Annotated in this window: 17 protein-coding genes; 10 read left to right on the top strand and 7 right to left on the bottom strand. The window is 44.0% G+C overall.

Features of this window, described 5'->3' with window-relative positions; translation table 11 throughout:
• Positions 1 to 420: 420 nt before the first annotated feature.
• The 5 genes from sohB to ACSUPM_RS07690 all read left to right on the top strand — a co-directional run bounded on the left by sohB (position 421) and on the right by ACSUPM_RS07690 (position 6,244).
• Positions 421 to 1,395 carry a protease SohB gene (gene sohB / locus ACSUPM_RS07710; RefSeq protein WP_025652760.1) on the top strand — a complete coding sequence of 325 codons (975 nt, stop codon included), beginning with the start codon at positions 421 to 423 and terminating at the stop codon, positions 1,393 to 1,395.
• Between the two features lie 258 nt (positions 1,396 to 1,653).
• The gene (locus ACSUPM_RS07705; protein ID WP_350588425.1) at positions 1,654 to 2,904 is read left to right on the top strand and encodes an acyl-CoA dehydrogenase family protein; all 1,251 of its coding nucleotides are present in this window, start codon (positions 1,654 to 1,656) and stop codon (positions 2,902 to 2,904) included.
• Between the two features lie 201 nt (positions 2,905 to 3,105).
• On the top strand, positions 3,106 to 4,389 hold the full coding sequence (locus ACSUPM_RS07700) for a phosphotransferase family protein (RefSeq protein WP_101211951.1): 1,284 nt from the start codon (positions 3,106 to 3,108) through the stop codon (positions 4,387 to 4,389).
• Positions 4,390 to 4,437: 48 nt separating this feature from the next.
• Entirely contained in the window at positions 4,438 to 5,202 is a 765-nt protein-coding gene (locus ACSUPM_RS07695; protein ID WP_101211950.1) for a histidine phosphatase family protein, read from the top strand.
• Positions 5,203 to 5,542: 340 nt separating this feature from the next.
• Positions 5,543 to 6,244 carry an SDR family oxidoreductase gene (locus ACSUPM_RS07690; RefSeq protein ID WP_244951994.1) on the top strand — a complete coding sequence of 234 codons (702 nt, stop codon included), beginning with the start codon at positions 5,543 to 5,545 and terminating at the stop codon, positions 6,242 to 6,244.
• 541 nt (positions 6,245 to 6,785) lie between these two features.
• Here the strand turns inward: ACSUPM_RS07690 and ACSUPM_RS07685 are convergent.
• From ACSUPM_RS07685 to ACSUPM_RS07665, 5 genes are all read right to left on the bottom strand, one after another.
• A complete protein-coding gene (locus ACSUPM_RS07685) occupies positions 6,786 to 8,486 on the bottom strand; it encodes an AMP-binding protein (RefSeq protein WP_436879825.1) in 1,701 nt (566 codons plus the stop codon).
• A 750-nt stretch (positions 8,487 to 9,236) separates the two neighbouring features.
• The gene (locus tag ACSUPM_RS07680; RefSeq protein WP_101211947.1) at positions 9,237 to 10,934 is read right to left on the bottom strand and encodes an AMP-binding protein; all 1,698 of its coding nucleotides are present in this window, start codon (positions 10,932 to 10,934) and stop codon (positions 9,237 to 9,239) included.
• Positions 10,935 to 11,351: 417 nt separating this feature from the next.
• Positions 11,352 to 12,143 carry an ABC transporter permease gene (locus tag ACSUPM_RS07675; protein WP_025652753.1) on the bottom strand — a complete coding sequence of 264 codons (792 nt, stop codon included), beginning with the start codon at positions 12,141 to 12,143 and terminating at the stop codon, positions 11,352 to 11,354.
• A gap of 390 nt (positions 12,144 to 12,533) precedes the next feature.
• The gene (locus ACSUPM_RS07670) at positions 12,534 to 13,391 is read right to left on the bottom strand and encodes an ABC transporter ATP-binding protein (RefSeq protein ID WP_201583626.1); all 858 of its coding nucleotides are present in this window, start codon (positions 13,389 to 13,391) and stop codon (positions 12,534 to 12,536) included.
• 9 nt (positions 13,392 to 13,400) lie between these two features.
• Complete coding sequence (locus ACSUPM_RS07665; RefSeq protein WP_201608096.1) at positions 13,401 to 14,021, bottom strand: hotdog domain-containing protein; 621 nt, start codon at positions 14,019 to 14,021, stop codon at positions 13,401 to 13,403.
• A gap of 204 nt (positions 14,022 to 14,225) precedes the next feature.
• Between ACSUPM_RS07665 and xthA the strand changes: the two genes are divergently transcribed.
• The 4 genes from xthA to ACSUPM_RS07645 all read left to right on the top strand — a co-directional run bounded on the left by xthA (position 14,226) and on the right by ACSUPM_RS07645 (position 18,170).
• On the top strand, positions 14,226 to 15,050 hold the full coding sequence (gene xthA, locus ACSUPM_RS07660; protein WP_201617466.1) for an exodeoxyribonuclease III: 825 nt from the start codon (positions 14,226 to 14,228) through the stop codon (positions 15,048 to 15,050).
• A gap of 68 nt (positions 15,051 to 15,118) precedes the next feature.
• Positions 15,119 to 16,342, top strand: coding sequence for a bifunctional glutamate N-acetyltransferase/amino-acid acetyltransferase ArgJ (gene argJ, locus ACSUPM_RS07655; RefSeq protein WP_025652748.1), 1,224 nt, complete (start codon positions 15,119 to 15,121; stop codon positions 16,340 to 16,342).
• Between the two features lie 187 nt (positions 16,343 to 16,529).
• Positions 16,530 to 17,456, top strand: coding sequence for an IS30 family transposase (locus tag ACSUPM_RS07650; protein WP_160020909.1), 927 nt, complete (start codon positions 16,530 to 16,532; stop codon positions 17,454 to 17,456).
• A gap of 315 nt (positions 17,457 to 17,771) precedes the next feature.
• Entirely contained in the window at positions 17,772 to 18,170 is a 399-nt protein-coding gene (locus ACSUPM_RS07645; protein ID WP_025652729.1) for a DUF4377 domain-containing protein, read from the top strand.
• Positions 18,171 to 18,359: 189 nt separating this feature from the next.
• On the opposite strand, the gene ACSUPM_RS07640 is transcribed toward ACSUPM_RS07645, so the two are convergent.
• Positions 18,360 to 19,793, bottom strand: a complete 1,434-nt coding sequence (locus ACSUPM_RS07640; RefSeq protein WP_227692096.1) for an L-serine ammonia-lyase — start codon at positions 19,791 to 19,793, stop codon at positions 18,360 to 18,362.
• 536 nt (positions 19,794 to 20,329) lie between these two features.
• Here ACSUPM_RS07640 and ACSUPM_RS07635 point away from each other — a divergent pair.
• Positions 20,330 to 21,751, top strand: coding sequence for a solute carrier family 23 protein (locus tag ACSUPM_RS07635; RefSeq protein WP_201576598.1), 1,422 nt, complete (start codon positions 20,330 to 20,332; stop codon positions 21,749 to 21,751).
• 133 nt (positions 21,752 to 21,884) lie between these two features.
• On the opposite strand, the gene ACSUPM_RS07630 is transcribed toward ACSUPM_RS07635, so the two are convergent.
• Complete coding sequence (locus tag ACSUPM_RS07630) at positions 21,885 to 22,817, bottom strand: DMT family transporter (RefSeq protein ID WP_201576599.1); 933 nt, start codon at positions 22,815 to 22,817, stop codon at positions 21,885 to 21,887.
• Between the last annotated feature and the right edge of the window lie 283 nt (positions 22,818 to 23,100).

Here is a 23,100-nt window from a genome sequence, read left to right as displayed (position 1 = left end):
CGCAAAAAAAAGCACAAACAACGCGATTAAGACAAATGGTCATCACGTTGGCTGCAGAAAATATGATATAAACGCATATTATGCCTAAACTGCCTTTGTTATACAACCAGCTAAGTTATACAACTAGCCCAGTCCAATCAAAACACACGAGCGCGTCGGTCTCGAGAGTCGGCATCAAAGGTATTTATTCAGTAACATCTGTATTGGGTTAAATATTGTCATTTTGCTTGAAAATATTGCGAAGCGTGCGCATATCAACCGCACGCTAATAAAAACAGCTATAGTCATTCCACTATAAAAGTATTACAGCGTTGACCTCGCTTGAAGTATCACCTATACATCACCACTCGGTTGCCTTGTACTACTTTTAAATTGAATCGACTATATATAGATATATCTACTGACTTGAGGATTTGTATTATGCTATTTCATCCCCCCAAAAACCCTGTTGAGCTAAAAGTACTACATCTGAACGAAAGCCAAAAGCAACGCCGTGAAGATCTTATGGAGGCCACTCAAGGCAAAGCTGCTCTCAAGCAATTCAAAAAAGCCATGGCTAAAAAAGCCAAGCAAGCGCTAAAAGCCAAAAGTAAGAAAAAAAACGTGGCTGATAAACATCAGGTCTTTGTCCTCGATTTTGATGGTGATATCAAAGCCACGGCGGTCAAGCATCTTCGTGAAGAAATCAGTACGCTCATCAGTACTGCCAATAAAGGCGATGAAGTCGTGGTGCGCCTAGAATCAGGTGGCGGTTTGGTTCATGGTTATGGATTGGCAGCGGCACAGTTGGCGCGTCTAAAAGATGCCGGTCTAAAACTAACGGTCTGTGTCGATAAAGTCGCGGCGAGTGGCGGTTATATGATGGCATGTGTCGCGGATAATATCGTCGCCGCACCATTTGCCATTATCGGCTCGATTGGTGTGGTGTCACAATTGCCCAACTTCCATAAATGGCTCAAAAACCATGACGTCGATTATGAGATGTTTACCGCTGGTGATTACAAGCGTACGGTGACGGTATTTGGAGAAAACGATGCCGAAGATCGCGCTAAGTACCAAGAAGAGCTAGAGCAGACGCATGAGTTGTTTAAGCATTTCGTCAATCGTTATCGTTCAATGCTAGACTTAGATAAAGTCGCCACGGGTGAGCATTGGTATGGTGAGGACGCTGTGCATCTGAACTTGGTTGATAAACTGCAAACCTCAGACAGCTACCTTTTAGAGTTGATGGAAAACAATGAAGTGTATGCGCTGCATTCTCGTCAAAAACCAACCTTTGCTGAAAAACTAGGATTGGCTCAAGCGGCAGAAGCGACACTCAGCATAGCCATCGATAAGCTGCCAGACGCCTTAGCACGTTTTGATTTTAACAGTCGTCTGAATATTCTTAAATAGCTTTAGATATCATCAGGGTATTCAACAGCTGATATTGTAGTCGCTATGTTCTGAATCGTGCATTGTTTGCATTTTGTAAAAGGCGTGTCCTAGCTGGTCGCGCCTTTTTGCTGTTTAATCGTAATTGCTGTGTTATAAATGGTGCATACAAAGCAGAGTATACGTACGTACACTATAAAGTTTTATTCAGTTTTTAATTAATGCTTGATTAAAATAATCAACACAGAAAAGGAAGTCATTATGTCTAACAATACATTGATGTTTACGGCGACAGAACATGGTCAAGCCATGCATGCCAAAGTTAAGGAGTTTATCGAAACCCAAATTGAGCCAATCGAGGCGCAGTTTTGGGCAGATTGTCATGAGCAAAATCCAGATGGTAATTGGAAAAACTGGCAATGGCCAGAGAAGTACGAGAGCCTACGTAAACAAGCGCGCGAAGCAGGCTTATGGAATTTGTTTTTGCCGGACGATATTCTAGGTGCAGGGCTTTCAGTGACCGATTATGCACCGATTGCCGAGTTGACTGGTCGCAGTTTGCTCGCGCCTTATGTATTCAACTGCAATGCCCCTGATAGCGGCAATATGGAATTGCTATGGCGCTATGGTTCTAAGGAGCAGCAAGACAAATGGATGACCCCAATTTTAGAGGGTAAAACGCGTTCGGTCTTTTGTATGACTGAGCCTGATGTTGCCTCAAGTGATGCCACCAATATGCAAGCGACTGCTGTTGTCGATGGTGATGAGATTGTTATCAATGGTAGTAAATGGTGGTCATCGGGTCTGGGTGATCCGGCTGTCGATGTGCTGATTGTGATGGCTTACACTCCTGATGATAGTAAAGGCCGTCATCAACAGCACTCTATGGTACTAGTGCCAGCAAAAACTGAAGGCGTTAATATCGAGCGTATGCTCAAAGTATTTGGTGATTATGATGCGCCGCACGGTCATGGTGAAGTCAGCTTTAATAATGTCCGCGTGCCCGTCAGCCACTTTATTGGTGGACCGGGTATGGGCTTTGAAATTGCGCAGGGTCGTCTAGGGCCAGGTCGCATTCATCATTGCATGCGTTGTATTGGTGCGGCCGAAAAGTCGCTAGAGTTGGCAGTCAATCGCGGTATGCAGCGCAGCGCTTTTGGTAAGCCATTATTACAATTGGGTGGCAACTTCGAGCGTATCGCTGAAGCGCGTATCAAGATTGATCAAGCACGCTTGCTGACACTATACGCGGCGCAGAAAATGGACGCCCAAGGTACCAAAGCAGCACTCACAGAAATCTCTGCTATTAAAGTCGTTGCACCGACTGTGTTACAAGAAGTGGTCGATATGGCGATTCAGATTCATGGTGGTATGGGCGTTTGTCAAGATACCATGTTGCCAAGCTTCTTTGCTCAAGCGCGAGCATTGCGTTTGGCCGATGGCCCTGATGAAGTACATAAAACCATGATTGCTAAGTTAGAGCTAAAACGTCAAGGTTTTAGCCGTCCGTCTAAATCTGCAAAAGCATAGTTATAGTTTCTGTTGTTAGGGCGTGTGTTTATCGGCTTCAATGACGGTTCGCTGAATAGCCATGCATTTAATAGCAATATATTGAACATCCATGTGCTTAACGTAAGAATTAATTAAAAATTCACTATCAAATATCGATAGTGAATTTTTATTACCAACATATTTTATAAATAAAAATGACAACAAGATAAGGAATATCTCATGGCAACTGATAATCATGCCAACAATACTGACAATGACCATCAAACACTTAATAAAGTCTTGGATAAAGGTGGCGAAGTGCGCGAAGGCGAAGAGCTTGACGCACAAGCAGTCAGCGCTTGGCTACGCGAGCAAGGCGTCGATATAAAAGGTGAGCCAACGGTTACTCAGTTTTCTGGCGGCGCCTCAAACTGGACTTATCGTCTACAATACGGCAGTGATGGTGATGGCCAAGATTTAATTCTACGTCGTCCGCCAAAAGGCACCAAGGCCAAGTCAGCGCATGATATGGTGCGCGAATATACCGTGCAAAAAGCCTTAAAAGACGCCTATCCTTATGTGCCAAAGATGGTGGCGTTATGTACCGATGAAGCTGTGATCGGTGCCGATTTTTATGTCATGGAGCGCATGGAAGGCATCATTCCTCGTGCCAATTTGCCAAAAGGCATCGATTTAGATCCTGAGCAAACGCGTGCATTGTGTACCAATGTCATCGATGCGTTGGTCGAATTGCATCAAGTAGATTATAAAGAGCATCCAGATTTGGTCACGCTAGGTCGCGGTGACGGCTATTGTGAGCGCCAAGTTAGCGGCTGGGATAAACGCTACGTCAAAGCAAAAACGCCCAACGTACCAAGCTTTGCACTAGTACGGCAGTGGCTTGGTAAGCATACGCCTGCTGATAGCAAAACCTGCATCATCCATAATGACTGGCGTTTTGATAATGTCATTTTGGCAGCTGATGATCCGACCAAAGTCATTGGTGTGCTTGATTGGGAGATGGCGACCCTTGGTGATCCTTTAATGGATTTGGGTAGTGCCTTGGCGTATTGGATTGAAGAAGATGACAATATCGTCATGCAACAGTCACGCCGTCAGCCCACCCATTTAAAGGGCATGATGACGCGTGACGAAGTCGTTGCCTATTACTTGAAGCAGACAGGGTTAGCGGTAGACAACTGGACCTTTTATGAAGTGTTTGGCTTGTTTCGCTTAGCGGGTATCGTTCAGCAAATTTACTATCGTTACTACCATAAGCAAACAAGTAATCCCGCCTTTAAGAATTTTTGGCTTATCGTCCACGTTCTACACGCCAAATGTCTTAAGCTGATTGCTCAGTATGAAGGTGAGGCACTGTTTAACACTCATGTACAGCCACACCTAAAAGAGATGGGGGTCGACGCTACGACGATTGAGCAGCTACCGAGCCCTGTACAAAAAGTGGTCAAAGGTATTTTGCCAAAAGGCTATTTTGCCAAGAGTACTGATGCTTCTGACGAATAATTGTCTTAAAAGCAGCCGTTTAGTGAATGTAATAACAAGGGATTATTTATGACAACCATCCTTCTGGCACGTCATGGTCAAGCATCGTTTGGGCAAAAGAATTATGATAAGCTCTCAGAATTAGGGAGTATGCAAGCGCAGATGCTCGGCCAGCACTATGCAACGACGCAGCGCCGCATTGACGCTATTTTTAGTGGCAGTTTAGAACGGCAAAAAGACTCGGCGCGGCACTTTTGGGAGAGTTACCAGACCTCTATTAACCATAATGGTAATGATAATGCGCCTCTCTTAGCGGCACTCGATATAAATGAGCCTGACAGCTACATCATTCCGCAGTTTGATGAGTTTAATCACAAAGACGTGTTGGTTAAATCAGATCCTACTTTTGCCAGTAGATCGGCAATTGCTATTGAGATTGCCAAGGCAGAGGTTCCAGCGCGGCGCTTAGCTGAGCTGTTCGATCTGGCGATGCAGCGCTGGCATGCGGGTGATAATGATCATGACTATCTTGAGAGCTGGTCACAATTCAATAGCCGTACTCAACAAGCGCTTGAGCAAATCCGCACGCAAGTCACCAGTTTAAACTTAGATCGCCACAGTACGGTACTGGTCTTCACCTCTGGCGGTGTGATCGCTGCTATCACCGCACAACTGTTGCAGCAAGGTAGCCAGACTGCGTATCAGCTTAATAAAAGCTTGGTCAATACCGGGGTAACCTCTCTTACGCTAAAAGATCAAAGCACACGCCTGATGTCTCTCAATGAATATAGTCATCTATTTGCCGACGGTAAACGCTTCGTGACGTGGCGATAGGTGACCAGACTATTCTTTTAGTCATACACACTGGCTTAAATACATAACCATGACTCAGTGATTACTCATCAGCTGTTAGAATATAAATGTAAGCAATTGATTTCAATACCTCATAAGTACCGTTTTATGAGGTATCGAAGCTATTTCGTTATCGTTATACAAAGGATTGGTCATGAAAAATCAATTAATTGGCTTAGCTACCAAAACCACTAAGCAAAGCCAGCAGCAGATATTGAGTGCTGTGCAACCGGCACGCTATCTTAAAGGCTTGAATAAGCAGCAAGTAGGGCGTGATAAGACCATTTTAATCACGGGTGCCAGCTCCGGCTTAGGCGAGGGGATGGCGAGACTGTTTGCCAAGCTTGGCTACAACCTCGCTATCTGTGCGCGCCGTACTGAGCGCTTAGAGCGTTTGAAGTCAGAACTGATGACCACTTATCCCAATATTCGCGTTGAATATCGCGTATTAGACGTCAGTAATTACGATGCAGTTTTTGAGGTGTTTGATGCTTTTGCCGCCGACTTTGGTGGTATCGATCGTGTGGTGGTCAATGCAGGTGTCGGTGAGAGTCGCCGTATTGGTAAAGGTCGCTTTGAGACCAATCGCCGTACGGTTGAAATTAACTTTATCTCAGCACTGGCGCAGTGTGAAGCGGCCATGAGTATTTTTCGAGCCCAGAATAGCGGCCATTTGGTCGTCATATCAAGTATGTCGGCGATGCGCGGTTTACCGAGACACCTGACCACTTATGGTGCGACTAAAGCAGGGCTCGCTCATTTGGCAGAAGGCATCCGAGCTGATATGCTGTTGACCAAATTACCGATTAACGTTTCTACTATTTATCCAGGCTATATCCGTACGGAAATTAACGAAAACGCTAAGCCGTTACCGTTTGAAGTGGATGTAGATACGGGTACGAAAGCAATGGTTGCTGCGATCGAAGCAGGCGTTCAAGAAGCTTGTGTACCTAGCTTGCCCTGGGCAGTGGTCGGTCATGCCATGAAGCATTTGCCGTTACGAGTGCTCAATAAGTTCAGCTGATGATGTTTTTCTTGACGTAAATTTTGGTAAAAGTAAATTCAGAAAAAAAGCCCTCTATATCATCTGTAGAGGGCTTTTTTTCGCTAATTTTTGGTATAGCAATTTAGGGTCTGTTGAACATTCAAATATTAGGACTGCTGATTGCTAAAATCGTCCCAAACTAGGCGTAAACCGACGATAATGTCGAGACCTTAGCTAGGTTTACAACAACGTTTGGGGTGATTTCAGTATCAGCCTTTCAGGGCAGGGCTATTTTTTGCCAATACATGGCGAAATTATCTAACCTAGAATGACTAGGCGTCAAAAATTTCACTGCGTATTGTCTAAAAAATAGCCACTGCCAGTTCCACATTTGAATGTTCAACAGACCCTAGCAATAAAAATAAAACAGCTTCGTTTTAATCGTTATATAGTGAGTGAAAAATAATATCGAACCATCACGCACTGCTGATATCAATTTTTTTTGCTTGCTGCGCCTGCGCAGACAGAGGCTACAAAAAACCAATATCAGCAATAGCGTCGCGTTTTTTGGATATTTTGACTAAAGCGTTTGTGGGTTATCCAGCATATGCTGCTCACGTAACTTTTGGCGTAATACTTTACCAACGTTACTTTTAGGCAATTCACTCACAAATTCGATATGACGCGGACATTTATAGCCAGTCAAATTATCTAGCGCAAATTCTTTAATGACTTCTTTAGTGACGTTATTGTCGGTAGGAACGATATAGATTTTGACCGCCTCACCTTGATGTTCATCAGGAATACCAATCACTGCACAGTCAATAATACCTTTACAATCTAGCATGACAGACTCAATCTCATTCGGAAAGACGTTAAAGCCTGAGACCAAAATCATGTCTTTTTTACGGTCTAATAAGGTAATGTAGCCTTTTTCGTCCATGCTAATAATATCGCCGGTACGGAAGTAACCGTCGCTGGTAAAGTCATTGCTGTTGTCTTTATTAAAGTAACCTGACGTGACATTCGGCCCTTTGATACACATCTCGCCCGCTTCGTGTAGTCCTACACGTTTACCATTGTCATCGACAATAATGATGTCAACGCTAGGTACGGGTATGCCGATAGTCCCATTGAACTTACGGTCAGTGATGACATTGGCCGTACCTGCGGCCACACCTTCAGTCATCCCCCAACCTTCAACCATCGGGCAACCAGTCACTTCTAACCAGCGTTTCGCAGTCTGCTCAGTAGCAGCCATACCACCAGCTTGTGAAATACGTAACGAGCTAAAATTGAGATCTTTAAAGCTTGGTTGATCCAGCAGGCCTTTAAATAGGGTATTAACCGCAGGAAAAATATGGAACGGTTGTTTTGACAAGGTTTTGACAAAGCCCGGCATATCACGCGGATTCGGTACCAAGATAAAGGTATAGCCTGAACGCATACCCAGTAGGCTTAGCATAAAGGCAAAAATATGATACAGCGGCAAGGCCATGACCATATTAATATAGACTTCGTTAATTTCTGAGGTCACAGGGCGATACCATGCTTCTGACTGTAGCGCCGCTGCTACCACGTTACGCTGAGATAATACAGCACCTTTAGACAGTCCCGTGGTACCACCAGTATACTGTAAGATAGCTTTTTGCTCTAAAGAGGTCTTCTGCTTTTGAAACGGTAAGTTTTTACCTTTTTTAAGGACCTCAGGGAACTTGGTTACCTCGTGCTTAGGATCATCAAGCTTATATTTGGGTACGAGGCGCTTTACCTGACGGATAACTGTATTGACCAAGATACCTTTAAGGCCCATCATGTCGCCCATTTTTGATAGGACAATACGCTTGATGGCTGTCTCATCGATGACTTGCTCCAGTGCTTGAGCAAAATTATCGACCACAAAGATAATTTGAGCACCTGAATCATTCAATTGATGGCGCAGCTCACGACCCGTATATAGCGGATTAATAGGGGTACACACATAACCGGCGCGCAAAATACCAATCATCGTTGGCAAGTATTGCGGGACGTTTGGCATCATGAGCGCAACCACACTGCCTTTAGGAATGCCTTGCGCTTGTAACCATGCTGCAACTGCTAGTGAGGCCTTATCAACGTCTCCATAAGTGTGCGTCACACCCATGCAGATAGACAGGGGGTGCGGACGGAAGCGGTCAAAGCATTCCTCATAAAGTTCTATCAGGTTTTCGTATTGGTCAGGATCGATGGTCTTGGGTACACTTGCAGGATATTGAGCAAGCCAAGGTTTATTCACGGTCATATTTAGCGTCCTTAAATATTAATATAAGTTAAGGTCTTAGAAGAAAGTAGTCACATCCCTGTCAACACCATAAATCATTGCGTAGTAATCAACGCGGTGCTGAGTGCTATCCTAACTATTAACTGACTGCTAACATACGGTGGCCCTTACACAATTTTGTTTAACTACAAAGAATGATGGCTTTTGTAGGATAAACGGCAAATAAGTACATTTAACGATTAAAATGTCACTTAGAAAATATCGTCACGTCTCAATAACCCTTATAAGTTACTTTCAATAAAAACCTTATCAATTAAAACTTTAGAACATCGACTGACATATTTTGGCAACACATTAACACAACTACAACTGAAGTCGATATTATGATAAGCGCACTTCACAGTACATATATAAATTTGATAAATAGAGTGATCTGTGTTGCAAGTCAAAAAACGACAAGCGGTAGATAAGTTAGGATAAGCTGTGCTATATCATAAAAAAATATAATGAAGTAGGGCAACGCTATAGAATACGGTATTTGAGTCACTTATTTTAAAACTAGCGTTACAATATCTTGATGTATTTTTTGAACAGAAGCATACTTTAATGACCGTCATTCACGCGTAAGAAACAGGGCGTTAAATCAAATTTATGAAAATCATCACTATACTGTTTTGAATAGTTGAGCAAAAAAAGCGCCTTACCTTGTAGGTAAAGCGCTTTTTATAATCAAATTTATAGAGCAGTTATATGTGACTGCGTTCAGTTTATTTATAACTGAGGGTGATCCGCGTCATGTTTTTCACGCAGTTTTTGACGTAAAACTTTACCAACGTTACTCTTTGGTAGCTCGCTGACGAATTCGATATGACGTGGACATTTATAGCCCGTCAAATTATCCAATGCAAACTCTTTAATGGTACTTTTGGTGACGTTATTATCTTCTGGTACCACATAGATTTTCACCGCTTCGCCTTGATGATCATCAGGGATACCAATGACCGCGCAATCAAGAATACCTTCACAATCGAGCATGACCGATTCGATTTCGTTCGGGAAGACGTTGAAGCCTGAGACCAAAATCATATCTTTTTTACGGTCTAACAGTCTAAAGTAGCCTTTTTCGTCCATGCTAACGATATCGCCAGTGCGGAAATAACCGTCACTGGTGAAGTCATCACTGCTGTCTCTATTCAGATAGCCTAAGGTTACGTTAGGACCTTTGACACACATCTCGCCAGCTTGGTTGACGCCCACACGATTGCCTTCATCATCGATGACAATCACATCGACGCTAGGGACGGGAACACCAATCGTACCGTTAAATTTACGATCTGTAATGACGTTGGCGGTGCCTACCGCGACACCTTCAGTCATGCCCCAACCTTCAATCATCGCACAGCCCGTCGTCTCAAGCCAGCGTTTCGCTGTCTGCTCAGTCGCTGCCATACCACCGGCTTGTGAGATACGCAATGAGCTAAAATTGAGATCTTTGAAGTTTGGATTATCAAGCAATCCTTTAAATAGAGTATTGACCGCTGGGAAGATATGGAACGGTTGTTTTGACAAGGTCTTGATAAATCCAGGGATATCACGTGGATTGGGTACCAAGATAAAGGTATAGCCCGAGCGCATGCCGAGCAAACTCAACATAAAGGCAAAGATATGATACAGCGGTAAGGCCATGACCATATTGATATAGACTTCATTGATCTCCGAGGTAATAGGGCGTGTCCATGCTTCTGATTGCATAGAAGCTGCCACGATATTACGCTGCGATAAAATCGCCCCTTTAGATAGACCAGTAGTACCGCCTGTATACTGTAAAAAAGCTTTTTGGTCCAAGGCCATTCTTGGTTTTTGTAGCGGTAGGTTTCTACCTTTTTTAAGAACGTCAGGGAACTTAGTGACTTCATGCTTAGGATCGTTCAGCTTGTACTTGGGTACCAGACGCTTAACCTGACGAATAATAGTATTTACTAAGATACCTTTTAGACCCATCATATCGCCCATTTTCGATAGGACAATACGCTTGATATTGGTCTCGTCGATAACTTGCTCGAGCGCTTGGGCAAAGTTATCAACCACAAAAATAACCTGAGCACCCGAGTCATTCAATTGATGGCGTAGCTCACGACCAGTATATAGGGGATTGACAGGCGTACAGACATAACCGGCGCGCAAAATACCAATCATGGTTGGCAAATATTGCGGGACGTTTGGCATCATGAGCGCAACCACCGTACCTTGAGGTAACCCTTGAGCTTGCAGCCATGCAGCAACGGCGAGCGACGCTTTATCAATGTCGTCATACGTATGGGTGACGCCCATACAGATACTCATGGGATGCATACGGAAGCGATCAAAGCATTCTTCGTATAGCTCTACTATGCTGCCATATCTATCTGGATCGATCGACTTCGGCATGCCTGCCGGATATTGGGCAAGCCAAGGTTTATTTAACGTCATAGTCAGCGTCCTTGAGGTTTAATATAGATTAAGGTTTGGTGAGAAAGCAGTCATATCCGTGTCAATAAAACAAATCAGCGCTGACGTGAACCATTTGCCGCTGAGAGCGATAACATCCTTATCTATTGACTGGCTGCTAAGATTTTGTTGCCATTATATATTTTATATCATGATAAAAAGTGGTAAATAAACGAAGCAAACGTATGGGTAAATCCATACCAAAAGATCTGATTGGTACGAAAAACTTCTTATTAATTACCTGTTATATCAACTAGAGAGAATATAATGATACATTTGAGTAACACATTAGCATGAATCTAATTGTAGGCAATATTAGCATGCAAGTACTGAGCAGTACATACAAAAATTAGATAATTAGATTTATATCTGAGGCAAGATAAATAAGACGCATGGTCACTAAGGCAAGGTAAACTGTTGTTTGCTATTAAAAAAACGTCGGTAAATCAGTAACGCACTGATAGTACATCCCAACGTGCTACTAACACAGATCAAGAACATAGTGATAATCTGATAGCGTACCGCTTGAGTAGGATCTGCACCCGCTAGTATTTGCCCAGTCATCATCCCTGGTAGACTGACAATACCAACCACCAGCATAGAGTTTAGCGTTGGGGTCATGCCATTAATAATGGCGGCTCTTATCTGCTCATGCACAGCTTCGAACGGGCTGGCAGAGAGACTCAACATCGTTTCAATACGTCCTTGCTGCTCATGAAAGGCCTCAATCAACTGGTTGCTGGTCAAGGAGATGGCGGTCAAAGAATTGCCTAATATTAAGCCTAATATGGGAATGACGAATTGCGGTGTATACCACGGCTGTACTCTTAATATAAGCATGATTGCGATACTGGTGACCAATACGGCTGATAGACTGACAGCGAGCAAGGTGTCAGTGAATAAACCTTTGTAGCTGCGTTTGACTCGATTTTTGGCTGCAGCACCAGCGATTACGGTCATGATAGTCAGTATGAGTAGGACTTCGTACCACTGTTCACGAGCAAAAATCCATGCCAAAATCAGACCGATAAAGCTGAGCTGAACGATGGTGCGAATAGCAGCTGTTAATAGTGTTTTGGTTAAAGCTAAACGCAGTCGCCAAGAGATGATAAGCACGATAATAATTAAACTGCTGGCAAGCGCAATATCACCATAGGTGAGGAATATTTGCATATCGTCCGTCGCGTTCATAGCGGCTCATTATCAAAGGGGTTTAAGGAGTTAAGGTGTGATGTAGGTCAATAAATATTAGGGTCTGTTGAACATTCAAATATTAGGACTGCTGATTGCTAAAATCGTCCCAAACCTTTTATCAAATCAGGCGTAAACCGACGATAATGTCGAGACCTTAGCTAGGTTTACAACAACGTTTGGGGTGATTTTAGTATCAGCCTTTCAGGGCAGGGCTATTTTTTGCCAATACATGGCGAAATTATCTAACCTAGAATGACTAGGCGTCAAAAACTTCACTGCGTATTGTTTAAAAAATAGCCACTGCCAGTTCCACATTTGAATGTTCAACAGACCCTAAATGCCGTCACTATTGTCAACAACAGCAATAACTGAAAGCTGATGATAATGTTAGCTCACTTCGGTTAAGACGCCTGCTTGCATGTGCCAATGTCTGTCGGCTAATGGCATAATGTCTTGCGTATCATGTGTCACCCATAATACGCTGCGCTGGGCATCACCGCGTAACCAGTCAATCAGTAAATATACCAGCTGAGCTGAAGTATCGCTGTCTAAAGCCGCCGTCGGCTCATCTAATAACAGCACTTGTGGGTTTAGTTGTAAAAGACGTAAAGTGTTGACCAGTTGGCGCTCGCCACCAGATAAATAACTGGCCGCTTGCTGTAAAAAATCAGCGCGGCGTTCGAGCTTAACAAGTTGAGCGATATGCCAGTCGATATCAAAATCAAGGTGCTGATGCGCTTGTAGGCGATAGGGTATTTGTAAATTCTCAAGTACCGTGCCTTCTAGCAATTGTGGTTGCTGAGCCAGTAGGGCGATACGCGCGCGCCACTCAGGCGGCGGCGTATTATGAATACTATGATAAAGGCTGCTATTATCACTTCTATTATTTAACTCTTTATCATTACGCAAACAGACTTTACCGCTGCTCATCGGCAGTAAGCCTGCAAGCACACGCAGTAAAACGGATTTGCCGCTGCCAGAAGACCCTGTCAAAAGGGTCACTTGACCTGCTAATAATGTACCGCTAACGTTGTTTATCAAGACTCTTTTGGGTGTCGATAATATTTGCTTAGAAGAAGCGTTTTTTCTGAATTTGCGCGTCCACTTATCATAGGTGGCAGACAAGTTATTTGTTTGTGCCCTAATAGTGGGCTGTTTATCACCAGTATCGATTAGCGTGATACGCTTACTATGGACACAGATGTCTTTAAATTCAACGATAGGCATGTCATTATCAACGCTCATAGGTCGGCATCATTGTGTATTTATAGGTTGATCAATCGCTTCTTGTAAGGCCTCACGCAGTTTGTTTGGCACACGAATTGGACGCATTGGTGCAGCGCTCGCAACGGCAACATCCGGCTCTGCTCTGACTTGATTTTGCACGCAAGCGATGACGATTTTACCACTACTTAATAAGCTATTATTGGCGTTGGCGTTGTTCTTGGCACTGTTCTTGACGCTATCGGTAGAAGCGTTATCGGTAAGGTTATTATCAGTAGAGGCCTTGTCTGGACTATGACGGTGAATGCTCTGGTAAAAAACGATGCTGGCAGGTTTTAACTCGATTTTATCGACACGCACACTAATGACTTCATCCAGCAGAATGGCTCTTTTATATTGTAAGTCTGCCTGACTCACCACAAAATGCTGTACTTGACCCTCATCAGTCTGTAAGAAATACCCATTTAAACCCAGCTGGCCAAACCAATCGCGGCGGCAGTTTTCAAAAAACACCAAATGATTGGCGTGGTAGACTATACCGCCAGCGTCAGTATGGTTAATATAGACGTTGTAGTCTTTTGCAAATAATGGCGTGATTTGTTTTTTTGTCTTTGGCAAGGTGTTGGCGTTTTTGCTAATAGTGGTTGTCATAACAATGCTCAATAATTATTTTAATAAGTGTTGTGTAATCGGCCTGAGGCGCTCGCTTTCATTTAATAGCCATCGTCCTAATAACAGCTACTCTAGCTTAAGATATCAGGGCACGCAACAGTCAGGCTTGCTTACGTCTGTTATCATAGTGATTTATATACGCGTATCAGCACCGTCTTTTAATCAATCAGTATAGGATAATTTATGACCCGTTTTGTCAGTTTTAATATCAATGGTATTCGCGCTCGTCAACATCAGCTAGAGGCGGTGCGTGAGGTAATCGATCCTGATGTGATGGGTCTACAAGAAACCAAAGTACATGACGAGCAATTTCCTCTAGAGAACATAGAAAGCCTTGGCTATCACGTAGAGTATTTTGGGCAAAAAGGACATTATGGCGTGGCACTCTTGTCCAAGGTTGCGCCTATATTTGTGCAAAAAGGCTTTCCTGGTGAAGACGTTGAGGCACAAAAGCGTTTTATCCATGCGCGCTATGAATTTGATGGTCGTGAGGTTGATGTACTCAACGGCTATTTTCCTCAAGGTGAAAGTCAAGACCATCCGACCAAATTCCCGATGAAACGTGCTTATTATGCCGATTTGATGACCTATATCGATACGCTAAAAGCAGAAGGTCGCTCGCTCATCGTCATGGGTGATATGAATATTGCCCCAGAAGATATTGATATCGGTATTGGTGAAGTTAATGCTAAGCGCTGGTTGAAAAATAGAAAGACCTCGTTTTTGCCAGAAGAGCGTGATTGGTATGCAGCACTAATGTCACGCGAGTTGACCGATACTTATCGTTTGCACTATCCAGAGAGTACAGAGTTGTATAGCTGGTTCGATTACCGCAGTCGCGGCTTCAACGATGACCCTAAGCGTGGCCTACGTATCGATCATATTTTGTGCACCTCAGACCTAGTCGATGACTGCGTTGATGCCGGTATCAGCTATGAGCTACGTGCCATGGAAAAACCCTCTGACCATGCACCTATCTGGTCGGCATTTAAATTAAGCAAACCCTAGGGCGTGTTGAACACTCACAAATAACATTCTATTTATAATCATAAAAACTGGAAAGTAAGGAAGTCACTATGGCTGTTGGAAATGTTGCAGTACCTGATATTATTTATCCTATCGATGGCATTAAGTTAAGTGCGACCGCTGCAGGCGTACGCTACAAAGATCGTAATGATTTGGTGGTGATTGAGATTGCTGAGACGGCAAACAGTGCCGTGGTCACGACTAAAAATACCTTTTGCGCTGCGCCAGTAAGAGTATTGCGTGAGCATTTTGCCAAAGCCAGTCCGCGCTATTTGGTCACCAATACGGGCAATGCCAATGCTGGGACGGGTGCAGACGGCAAACGCCGCGCAGTTGATATCTGTACAGCGCTGGCCAGTAAAGCAGGCGTGGATGTCAGTTCTGTGTTGCCGTTTTCGACTGGAGTGATTGGCGAGCCACTAAACAGTGAGGCGGTCATCGCAGGCTTAGATAAAGCGCTTTCCAGTTTAGCCGCTGATAATTGGCTGGTGGCGGCGAATGGTATCCGTACCACAGACACTGTCCCTAAACTTGCTAGCCAAAAGGTCGACGCCGCAGGTAGCAGCTATCATATTACCGGCATGTCAAAAGGCTCAGGCATGATACGACCAAACATGGCGACCATGCTTGGCTATGTGGCGACCGATGCCAATATTGCGGCTGATTTATTACAAGAGATGCTAAGTGCCATTAATGAGCAGTCTTTTAACCGTATTACTGTCGATGGTGATACCTCGACCAATGACTGTTGCGTATTGATTGCCACCGGTACAGCCAGCGCTGATATGATTGACAGTCCAGAACACCCGCATTATCAGGCTATAGTTTCAGCTTTGACCGAGGTGTTCGTCCGTCTGGCACAATTGATTGTACGTGATGGGGAAGGCGCTACCAAGTTTATGACTGTAAAAGTGACGGGCGGCAAGACGACGCAAGAGTGCTGCGATGTGGCGTACGCGGTTGCACATTCTCCGTTGGTCAAGACCGCGTTCTTCGCTAGTGATGCCAACTGGGGTCGTATCCTTGCCGCAGTGGGTTATGCGGGTATCGAAGATTTGGATACCGAGCAAGTCGATGTTTATCTAGATGAGGTGATGATTTGCCAAAATGGTGGTGTTGCTCCCAGCTATACGGAAGCGGCGGGTAAGACCGTCATGAGTCGTCCTGAGATTACCATTCATATTGATCTGGCACGTGGCGACGCTAGCGATACCGTTTATACCTGCGATTTGTCTTACGATTATGTCAAGATAAATGCTGATTACCGAAGTTAATGATGGTACTAAGTGCTAATTAGCAAAAAGTAGATGGTGAAAAATGGCCGGAGTAATGCTTACTTCGGCCATTTTTTATGTTGCTTAGATTAACACATGAAGTGCAATACCAAATGTGAGGTGAAAAAAAGACCTAGATGCGCTAGCATCAAAGTCTTTATCCACCGACCAAAGTGAGATTGCAACCATAAACTATACGCATCTAAGCCTAGGGGAACGATACCAGATTTATGCCCTTATAGGGGCAGAACATAGTATTAATTTTATAGCGCGGGCGTTAAACAGAAGTCCCAGTACCATATTAAGAGAAATCAGACGCAATAAAAGCCTGCGCGGTTACCGAGTCAATAACGCTCACAAGAAAGCTTGTGCAAGACGATCAAACAATGCGCTCAGCATCATCGCTGACGTATGGGACTGGGTCACAGACAAGCTTAAAGAGAACTGGAGTCCCCAGCAAATAGCAGGTGTTCATGGTGGACTCAGTCATATGAGCATTTATCGCTATATATGGACAAACAAGCGTAAGGGCGGCAGGTTATGGCAGTGTCTCAGACGTAAAGCCAAGCCTTATCGGCAGCGTTTAACTGCTGAGACTCGTGGTCGTATTAATGACAGAGTCTCTATCCATGAGCGCCCCTCCATCGTTGATGCGCGCACGCGGATTGGCGACTGGGAGGCGGATACCATTATCGGTCAGCATCACAAGCAAGCGATTGTCACGCTCGTTGAACGTAAAACAGGGCTGCTGAAGATGAAACGTGTGGATAATAAAACGGCACAGCAAGTATCAGAGGCAATGATAGAGCTCTTAAAGCCAGTGAGGTTGCAGGTTAAGACCATTACCTCTGACAATGGTAAAGAGTTTGCTCAGCATAAAAAGGTGAAACAAAAGCTCTTTAGCTCTTTCTTCTTTGCCGATGCTTATGCGTCATGGCAGCGAGGAACCAACGAAAATACCAACGGCTTGATCAGAGAGTATCTGCCTAAAGGCTGTGACTTTAGACAAGTCTCTGATGATGAGATGCAGGACATTGAGAACAAACTAAATAACAGACCAAGAAAACGCTTAGGGTTTAAAACGCCTATGCAGGCGTTCTATAATATTAATTAGCGTTGCACTTGGTGTGTTAATCTAAGTTGTCAAATAAATATCGGCTTAGACTGTTTTTTAGTACGTTTAACTAACATGAGTTGCAAAAGCTGACGTTACTTTACAAACCAGTTATAGAGGATGAGTCGGTTTGCGACATATACTAGCTCCAGTAAACAATAGACCATACTGCTGAGCGATTACTAGCGTTATTTGGCTGTCTCAATCGATTTTGCCAGTATGGCCCTAAATGCCTACTACGTTTTGAACGTCTATAAATGATTAAAACGAGTTCAAACGGGCGATAATGAATATTAATTAACTGAGGATTGAATAATGAAAAAATTAGCACTTGCTGCGTTGATGACTACTTTTGCCCTGTCAGGTTGTTCTACTATGGGTATGGATAATGAGCGTACGATGGTCGTTGAAGGCCAACCTATGAATGTTAAAGTGATTAACATTCCAAGTTTTGAAGTAGAGATTGCCCCACGTAAAGCGGTTTGTGACCTGACCACCGCCAATGGCACCAAAGTTGAATCAGAGTGCTTACAGTATCGTCAAACTTATCAGAAAAACTATACTACTTTGAATGGTAACATCCAAGGTTTCACTTATGAGCCAAACTATCGCTACATCTTAGATGTACGCCAAGAAGCGGTAACTGACGAAGCCTCTAACGTAGTTAAGCCTATCTGGATCTTAAATGAAGTGGTTTCAAAAACTGCTGAGTAATCAGATGACCTTATGAATTTTTGAACAAGTAAATAGTCTATGTTCAAATAATTTGTAAAATAAAAAAGCCTCTAATGATTTAGAGGCTTTTTTTATGAGCTGTTTTTAATACTGTAATAACGAAGCCAACTCAATGATAATTTGACATAACATTGATTCAATAATGACAATAACAGTCGATAGCGGCTATTAGCATTGGCTATATTTTACGCTGACACCATGAGTCGCAGTGGGAATACGGTTATCAGCATAAACCGCCAGACCACCACGAGCCGTTTCTTTATACTTATCTAACATATCAGCGCCGGTTACTTTCATCGTTTCAATCACTTTATCTAAAGAGACAAAGTGCTGACCATTACCGCGACAGGCAAGACGGGCAGCATTGATCGCTTTTACCGCGCCCATGGCGTTGCGTTCAATACAGGGAACCTGAACCAAGCCGCCGATAGGATCGCAAGTGAGACCTAAGTTATGCTCGATACCAATCTCAGCGGCATTCAAGCATTTGGCAGGATCGCCGCCCATAATCTCAGCCAAGGCAGATGCCGCCATTGCACATGCTGAGCCGACTTCGCCTTGACAGCCAACCTCAGCGCCAGAGATAGAGGCGTTTTGCTTGATAAGGCTGCCAATAGCAGTAGCATTTAACAAAAACTTATAGACGCCGCTTTGGTCGTAGTTGGGCAAAAAGTCACGATAATAGTGCAGGACGGCTGGTATGATGCCAGCGGCACCGTTGGTAGGCGCGGTGACCACTTTGCCGCCATTGGCATTTTCTTCGTTGACGGCGAGCGCATATAAGTCAACCCAATCCATCGCTGCCAATTTATCGGTTTCTGCAATCGGTTGGTTCTTCTCCGCACATAACTGTGAATATAAGTCTTGTGCGCGGCGTCTGACATCTAGACCGCCTGGTAAAATACCGCCACTTTCACAGCCCTGTTTGACACAGTCTTGCATGACGTCCCAGATGCTATCTAAGTAGGCAAAGACTTCTGTCTGTTCACGATAATGACACTCGTTCGCCAGCACCAACTCACTGATGCTCAAGCCGTTTTGACGACACTGTTCTAATAGCTCTGCGGCGTTATTGAAAGGATAGGGCACGCTATCAATGGTAGGGCTGGCATGGTCTTCATCTGGATCAGTGGCGTCTTCTTCGTTAATGACGAAACCACCACCAACCGAATAATAGGTTTGCTGATAACGAGTACCATCGGCCAATACCGCCCGGAGTGTCAAGGCATTGGGGTGATAGGGCAGGACGGTATCATCGTACCAATAAATGTCACGCTCGGTATCAAAAACAATCGAATGAGTACCTGACACATTCAGCTTTTTTTCCGAAAATATCGGCGCTAAGTAGCTGCCGGTTAGCCGTGTATCGATGGTGCTAGGCGTATGTCCTAGCAGTCCCAATAAGATGGCGGTATCCGTTGCATGGCCTTTGCCCGTCGCTGCTAAGGAACCATACAACTCAATCTCAATACTGTCTATAGCCGTCAGTTCTGTTTGCTGCAGAAGTGATTCCAAAAACAAGTTGGCTGCCACCATCGGACCGACGGTATGTGAGCTTGAAGGGCCAATGCCAATTTTAAATAAATCAAAAACACTAATCATAATAAATCACCAAAATTTTATGTGCTTCAGCATGGCTTATCGATTGGCTTTAGCACTGGCATGAAAAATATAATAAACACCTCAAACCAAACACCGATAAGTGTTTAGTTTGGGGTGTTGTCTATGAATGTATGTCTACATGGGACAAATGAATAATAACTTTTATTTGTTACTAAACTCCGTTATGATGCTTGGAGCCAGCGTTTATGTAACATCCTGTAAGTTAGTTGTCGCTAAAATAGGTCATCGCTAAAATAAGTCAGTCAAAAATGACCGAGACGATGGTTCAAGTCGAACGTATCCGACTTTATATCTCTAGCATAACATGGCTATCGTACCAAATAATACTTTTGGTTTGCGACCTTGCAACATAAATGAATGAATTAGCTGATATATGACAAGTGCTATAGTGTAAAGCCTTGCTTCACTATTGTTTTTGGCTATAATCCGCTATTTATTGATATTTTTTCGCTCAGTTTTTTATTGATCCAGTTATTTAGCCTATTATTGGCTTCGCCCACATAGGACAAGCGTGCATGACATCTCCCACCGATCATTCCTCTCAATCAGACAACAGCGCTGATACATTATCTACTCGCAACGCCTTAGAGGCGGCTGGCATTCATTCAGCAGCAGCTACGAGCTACCCAAAGAACCCAGATTTTGAAAATGGTCGTTGGTTTCCAACATGGCGACCTTATGGTGGTGATTTGGATCGTGATCCGGTCGGTATCAATGAGTATCTACCACCGTCAAAAAGTATACTGCTGGGTGTGCAGCATACTTTTGCCATGTTTGGGGCGACGGTGCTTGCACCATTATTAATGGGCTTTGATCCTAATCTAGCGATTTTGATGTCCGGTATTTGTACCGTGATGTTCTTTATGATCACGGGTGGGCGCATGCCCAGTTACTTAGGCTCAAGCTTCGCCTTTATTGGTCCCGTCATTGCTGTCACTGCTTATGCAGGCGTAGGCTTTAATGACAATTTGAATGTCGCTTTGGGCGGTATTATGGCTTGCGGTATCATCTATGCACTGATTGGGCTGCTGGTCATGAAGACTGGGACAGGCTGGATTGAGCGTTTGATGCCACCTATCGTCACTGGTGGCATCGTCATGATTATTGGTTTGAACCTAGCACCAGTCACTATACAAGGGGTGTCTGCCAATCAGTTTGATGCTTGGATGGCCACCTTAACTGTATTGCTTATTAGTGGTGTGGCTGTTTTTACGCGCGGTATGTTACGTCGGCTGTTATTACTGGTGGGCTTAATATTGTCATACGTCGCCTATTTTGTGATGACCAATGTGATGGGCTTCGGTATTCCCATCGATTTTAGCGGCGTGTCTGCTGCTTCATGGTTTGGTCTACCAAGTATCCATTCACCACGTTTTGAGATGGGTGCTATTATCTTAATAGCGCCCGTGGCTTTTATTCTAGTGGCTGAAAACTTGGGACATTTCAAAGCGGTGGAAGGCATGACCAAGGCGCGCGTGACCCCTTATATGGGTCGGGCATTTTTCGCTGATGGCTTAGCGACTACTTTTTCAGCAGGTTTTGGCGGCACAGGCGTCACTACTTATGCAGAAAACATCGGCGTCATGGCGGTGACTAAGGTATATAGCACCACAATTTTTGTCATCGCTGGACTGGTGGCTATCTTGCTTGGGTTATCACCAAAATTTGGCGCAATTATTCAAACGATACCACCGGCATTATTGGGTGGCGCTTCTATCGTGGTATTCGGACTTATCACTGTCGCTGGGATCAAAATCTGGATAGACAACCATATCGACTTTAGCAAAAACAGCAACCTTATCATCGCTGCTGTCACTGTCATCATGGGTACAGGTAACTTTAGCTTGCATCTGGGCGGCTTTGACTTGGGTGGTATCGGCACGGCTACCTTGGCTGCGATTGTGCTTAATGCCTTATTTAATAGACAAAAAGTTTAATCGTCAAAAAGACTGATTTTTTTAATCATAAAATTAAAGAACTTAATATATTGATAAGCAAAAGCCACAATAATTATTGTGGCTTTTATTTGTGATGACACTGCTTTATAAACATTGTTATTTGCTGCGATCTTTATTTATAGTTACGCTTATAAAACCGTGCGAAAAATCGATAACGACGAAGTGCGCGCGGCTTGGGCTTCAATGAACCCAAGTAAATGGCAAACATCGTCAACAGCGCACCGCTCCATTGTAAGGTATTAATCGGTTTGTCCAGCCAGCTATAGTCAATCACTAAGGCGGCAATCGGCTCAGTTAGTAGCAGTAGCCCTGTCAGTGCCAAAGATAGCTTGGGAATAGAGTAGGCAATCAGACCCCAAGCTAAGCACTGCATGACGGTACCATAAATAAGCACCCAGCCAATCTCAGACCACGTATTGGGCAGGATATTGCCCATATCAAACACAAACATCGGAATAACCATCGCCAGCACACCGCCGATACTGATCAGCTGCATCAGCATAAATATGGGCGTGGGTTCGGTATCGTGCGTCTTACGAATGAAAGTCATTGAGGCAGCCAACATCGCCCCTGAGACAATGCCCGTCACAAACCCCCACTTAGCTGCTGTATTTTGCGCAAACTCTGGGCTGCCTATCATCGCCACGCCAAGCATCGCCAAAAACAAGCTGATGAGCTGCAAAATAGATTGTCGTTCATTAAAATATAAAAAGCCAATCGCTGCCAAAAAGAAAATCTGCAAACTATTAAGTAAGGTTGAAATACCAGGCCCCACGGCATAGATGCTCTCATGCCAAAGCGCCAAATCTAACCCTAAAAATGCGCCTGATAATAGACCATAAAAAATAGCGCGTCTCGAACGTGGCAATCGTTGCCCCATGACTCTAGCTAAAATAGCAAAGACCACTCCTGAGATGGCGAGTCGCCAAAACGACATGGCCCAACCGCCGATATCAACGTGCGCGACGATTAGACTGCCTAGACCGAATATAACGCAACCAATGACCAAGCCAATAGGTGCAGAGCGTGAAGCGGCAATAGCCATAGATTGTCCTTAGTTTGGTCACGTGCAAATGGGTAACGATCTGCTGAAAGTTTAGGGTATGCACGATATAATTCAGATACCGACATTGTCGATGTTTTACAGCCAAAATGAAATGGTTGAAACATAATTTATTCTTATGATGACTGTATGTAATAGTGCTTATATCATCGAGTCGCATCCTTACAGGAATAGCATTGGCGCAAAGCCCATGATTTGCTAATCTATCTTTTATCGCTCTTTTAAAACACTCAATATAGTTCCTACTACTTTTAGCCTAGGTTTA

The sequence above is a fragment of the Psychrobacter okhotskensis genome, assembly GCF_965638355.1.
In the GTDB taxonomy this organism is placed as follows: domain Bacteria; phylum Pseudomonadota; class Gammaproteobacteria; order Pseudomonadales; family Moraxellaceae; genus Psychrobacter; species Psychrobacter okhotskensis.
This window is presented reverse-complemented; position numbering and strand designations above follow the sequence as displayed.

Excerpts from the sequence above, each read along its gene's own strand:
- sohB (WP_025652760.1), top strand. The coding sequence starts at position 421 with ATGCTATTTCATCCCCCCAAAAACCCTGTTGAGCTAAAAGTACTACAT.
- ACSUPM_RS07705 (WP_350588425.1), top strand. The coding sequence starts at position 1,654 with ATGTTTACGGCGACAGAACATGGTCAAGCCATGCATGCCAAAGTTAAG.
- ACSUPM_RS07700 (WP_101211951.1), top strand. The coding sequence starts at position 3,106 with ATGGCAACTGATAATCATGCCAACAATACTGACAATGACCATCAAACA.
- ACSUPM_RS07695 (WP_101211950.1), top strand. The coding sequence starts at position 4,438 with ATGACAACCATCCTTCTGGCACGTCATGGTCAAGCATCGTTTGGGCAA.
- ACSUPM_RS07690 (WP_244951994.1), top strand. The coding sequence starts at position 5,543 with ATGGCGAGACTGTTTGCCAAGCTTGGCTACAACCTCGCTATCTGTGCG.
- ACSUPM_RS07685 (WP_436879825.1), bottom strand. The coding sequence starts at position 8,486 with ATGACCGTGAATAAACCTTGGCTTGCTCAATATCCTGCAAGTGTACCC.
- ACSUPM_RS07680 (WP_101211947.1), bottom strand. The coding sequence starts at position 10,934 with ATGACGTTAAATAAACCTTGGCTTGCCCAATATCCGGCAGGCATGCCG.
- ACSUPM_RS07675 (WP_025652753.1), bottom strand. The coding sequence starts at position 12,143 with ATGAACGCGACGGACGATATGCAAATATTCCTCACCTATGGTGATATT.
- ACSUPM_RS07670 (WP_201583626.1), bottom strand. The coding sequence starts at position 13,391 with ATGAGCGTTGATAATGACATGCCTATCGTTGAATTTAAAGACATCTGT.
- ACSUPM_RS07665 (WP_201608096.1), bottom strand. The coding sequence starts at position 14,021 with ATGACAACCACTATTAGCAAAAACGCCAACACCTTGCCAAAGACAAAA.
- xthA (WP_201617466.1), top strand. The coding sequence starts at position 14,226 with ATGACCCGTTTTGTCAGTTTTAATATCAATGGTATTCGCGCTCGTCAA.
- argJ (WP_025652748.1), top strand. The coding sequence starts at position 15,119 with ATGGCTGTTGGAAATGTTGCAGTACCTGATATTATTTATCCTATCGAT.
- ACSUPM_RS07645 (WP_025652729.1), top strand. The coding sequence starts at position 17,772 with ATGAAAAAATTAGCACTTGCTGCGTTGATGACTACTTTTGCCCTGTCA.
- ACSUPM_RS07640 (WP_227692096.1), bottom strand. The coding sequence starts at position 19,793 with ATGATTAGTGTTTTTGATTTATTTAAAATTGGCATTGGCCCTTCAAGC.
- ACSUPM_RS07635 (WP_201576598.1), top strand. The coding sequence starts at position 20,330 with ATGACATCTCCCACCGATCATTCCTCTCAATCAGACAACAGCGCTGAT.
- ACSUPM_RS07630 (WP_201576599.1), bottom strand. The coding sequence starts at position 22,817 with ATGGCTATTGCCGCTTCACGCTCTGCACCTATTGGCTTGGTCATTGGT.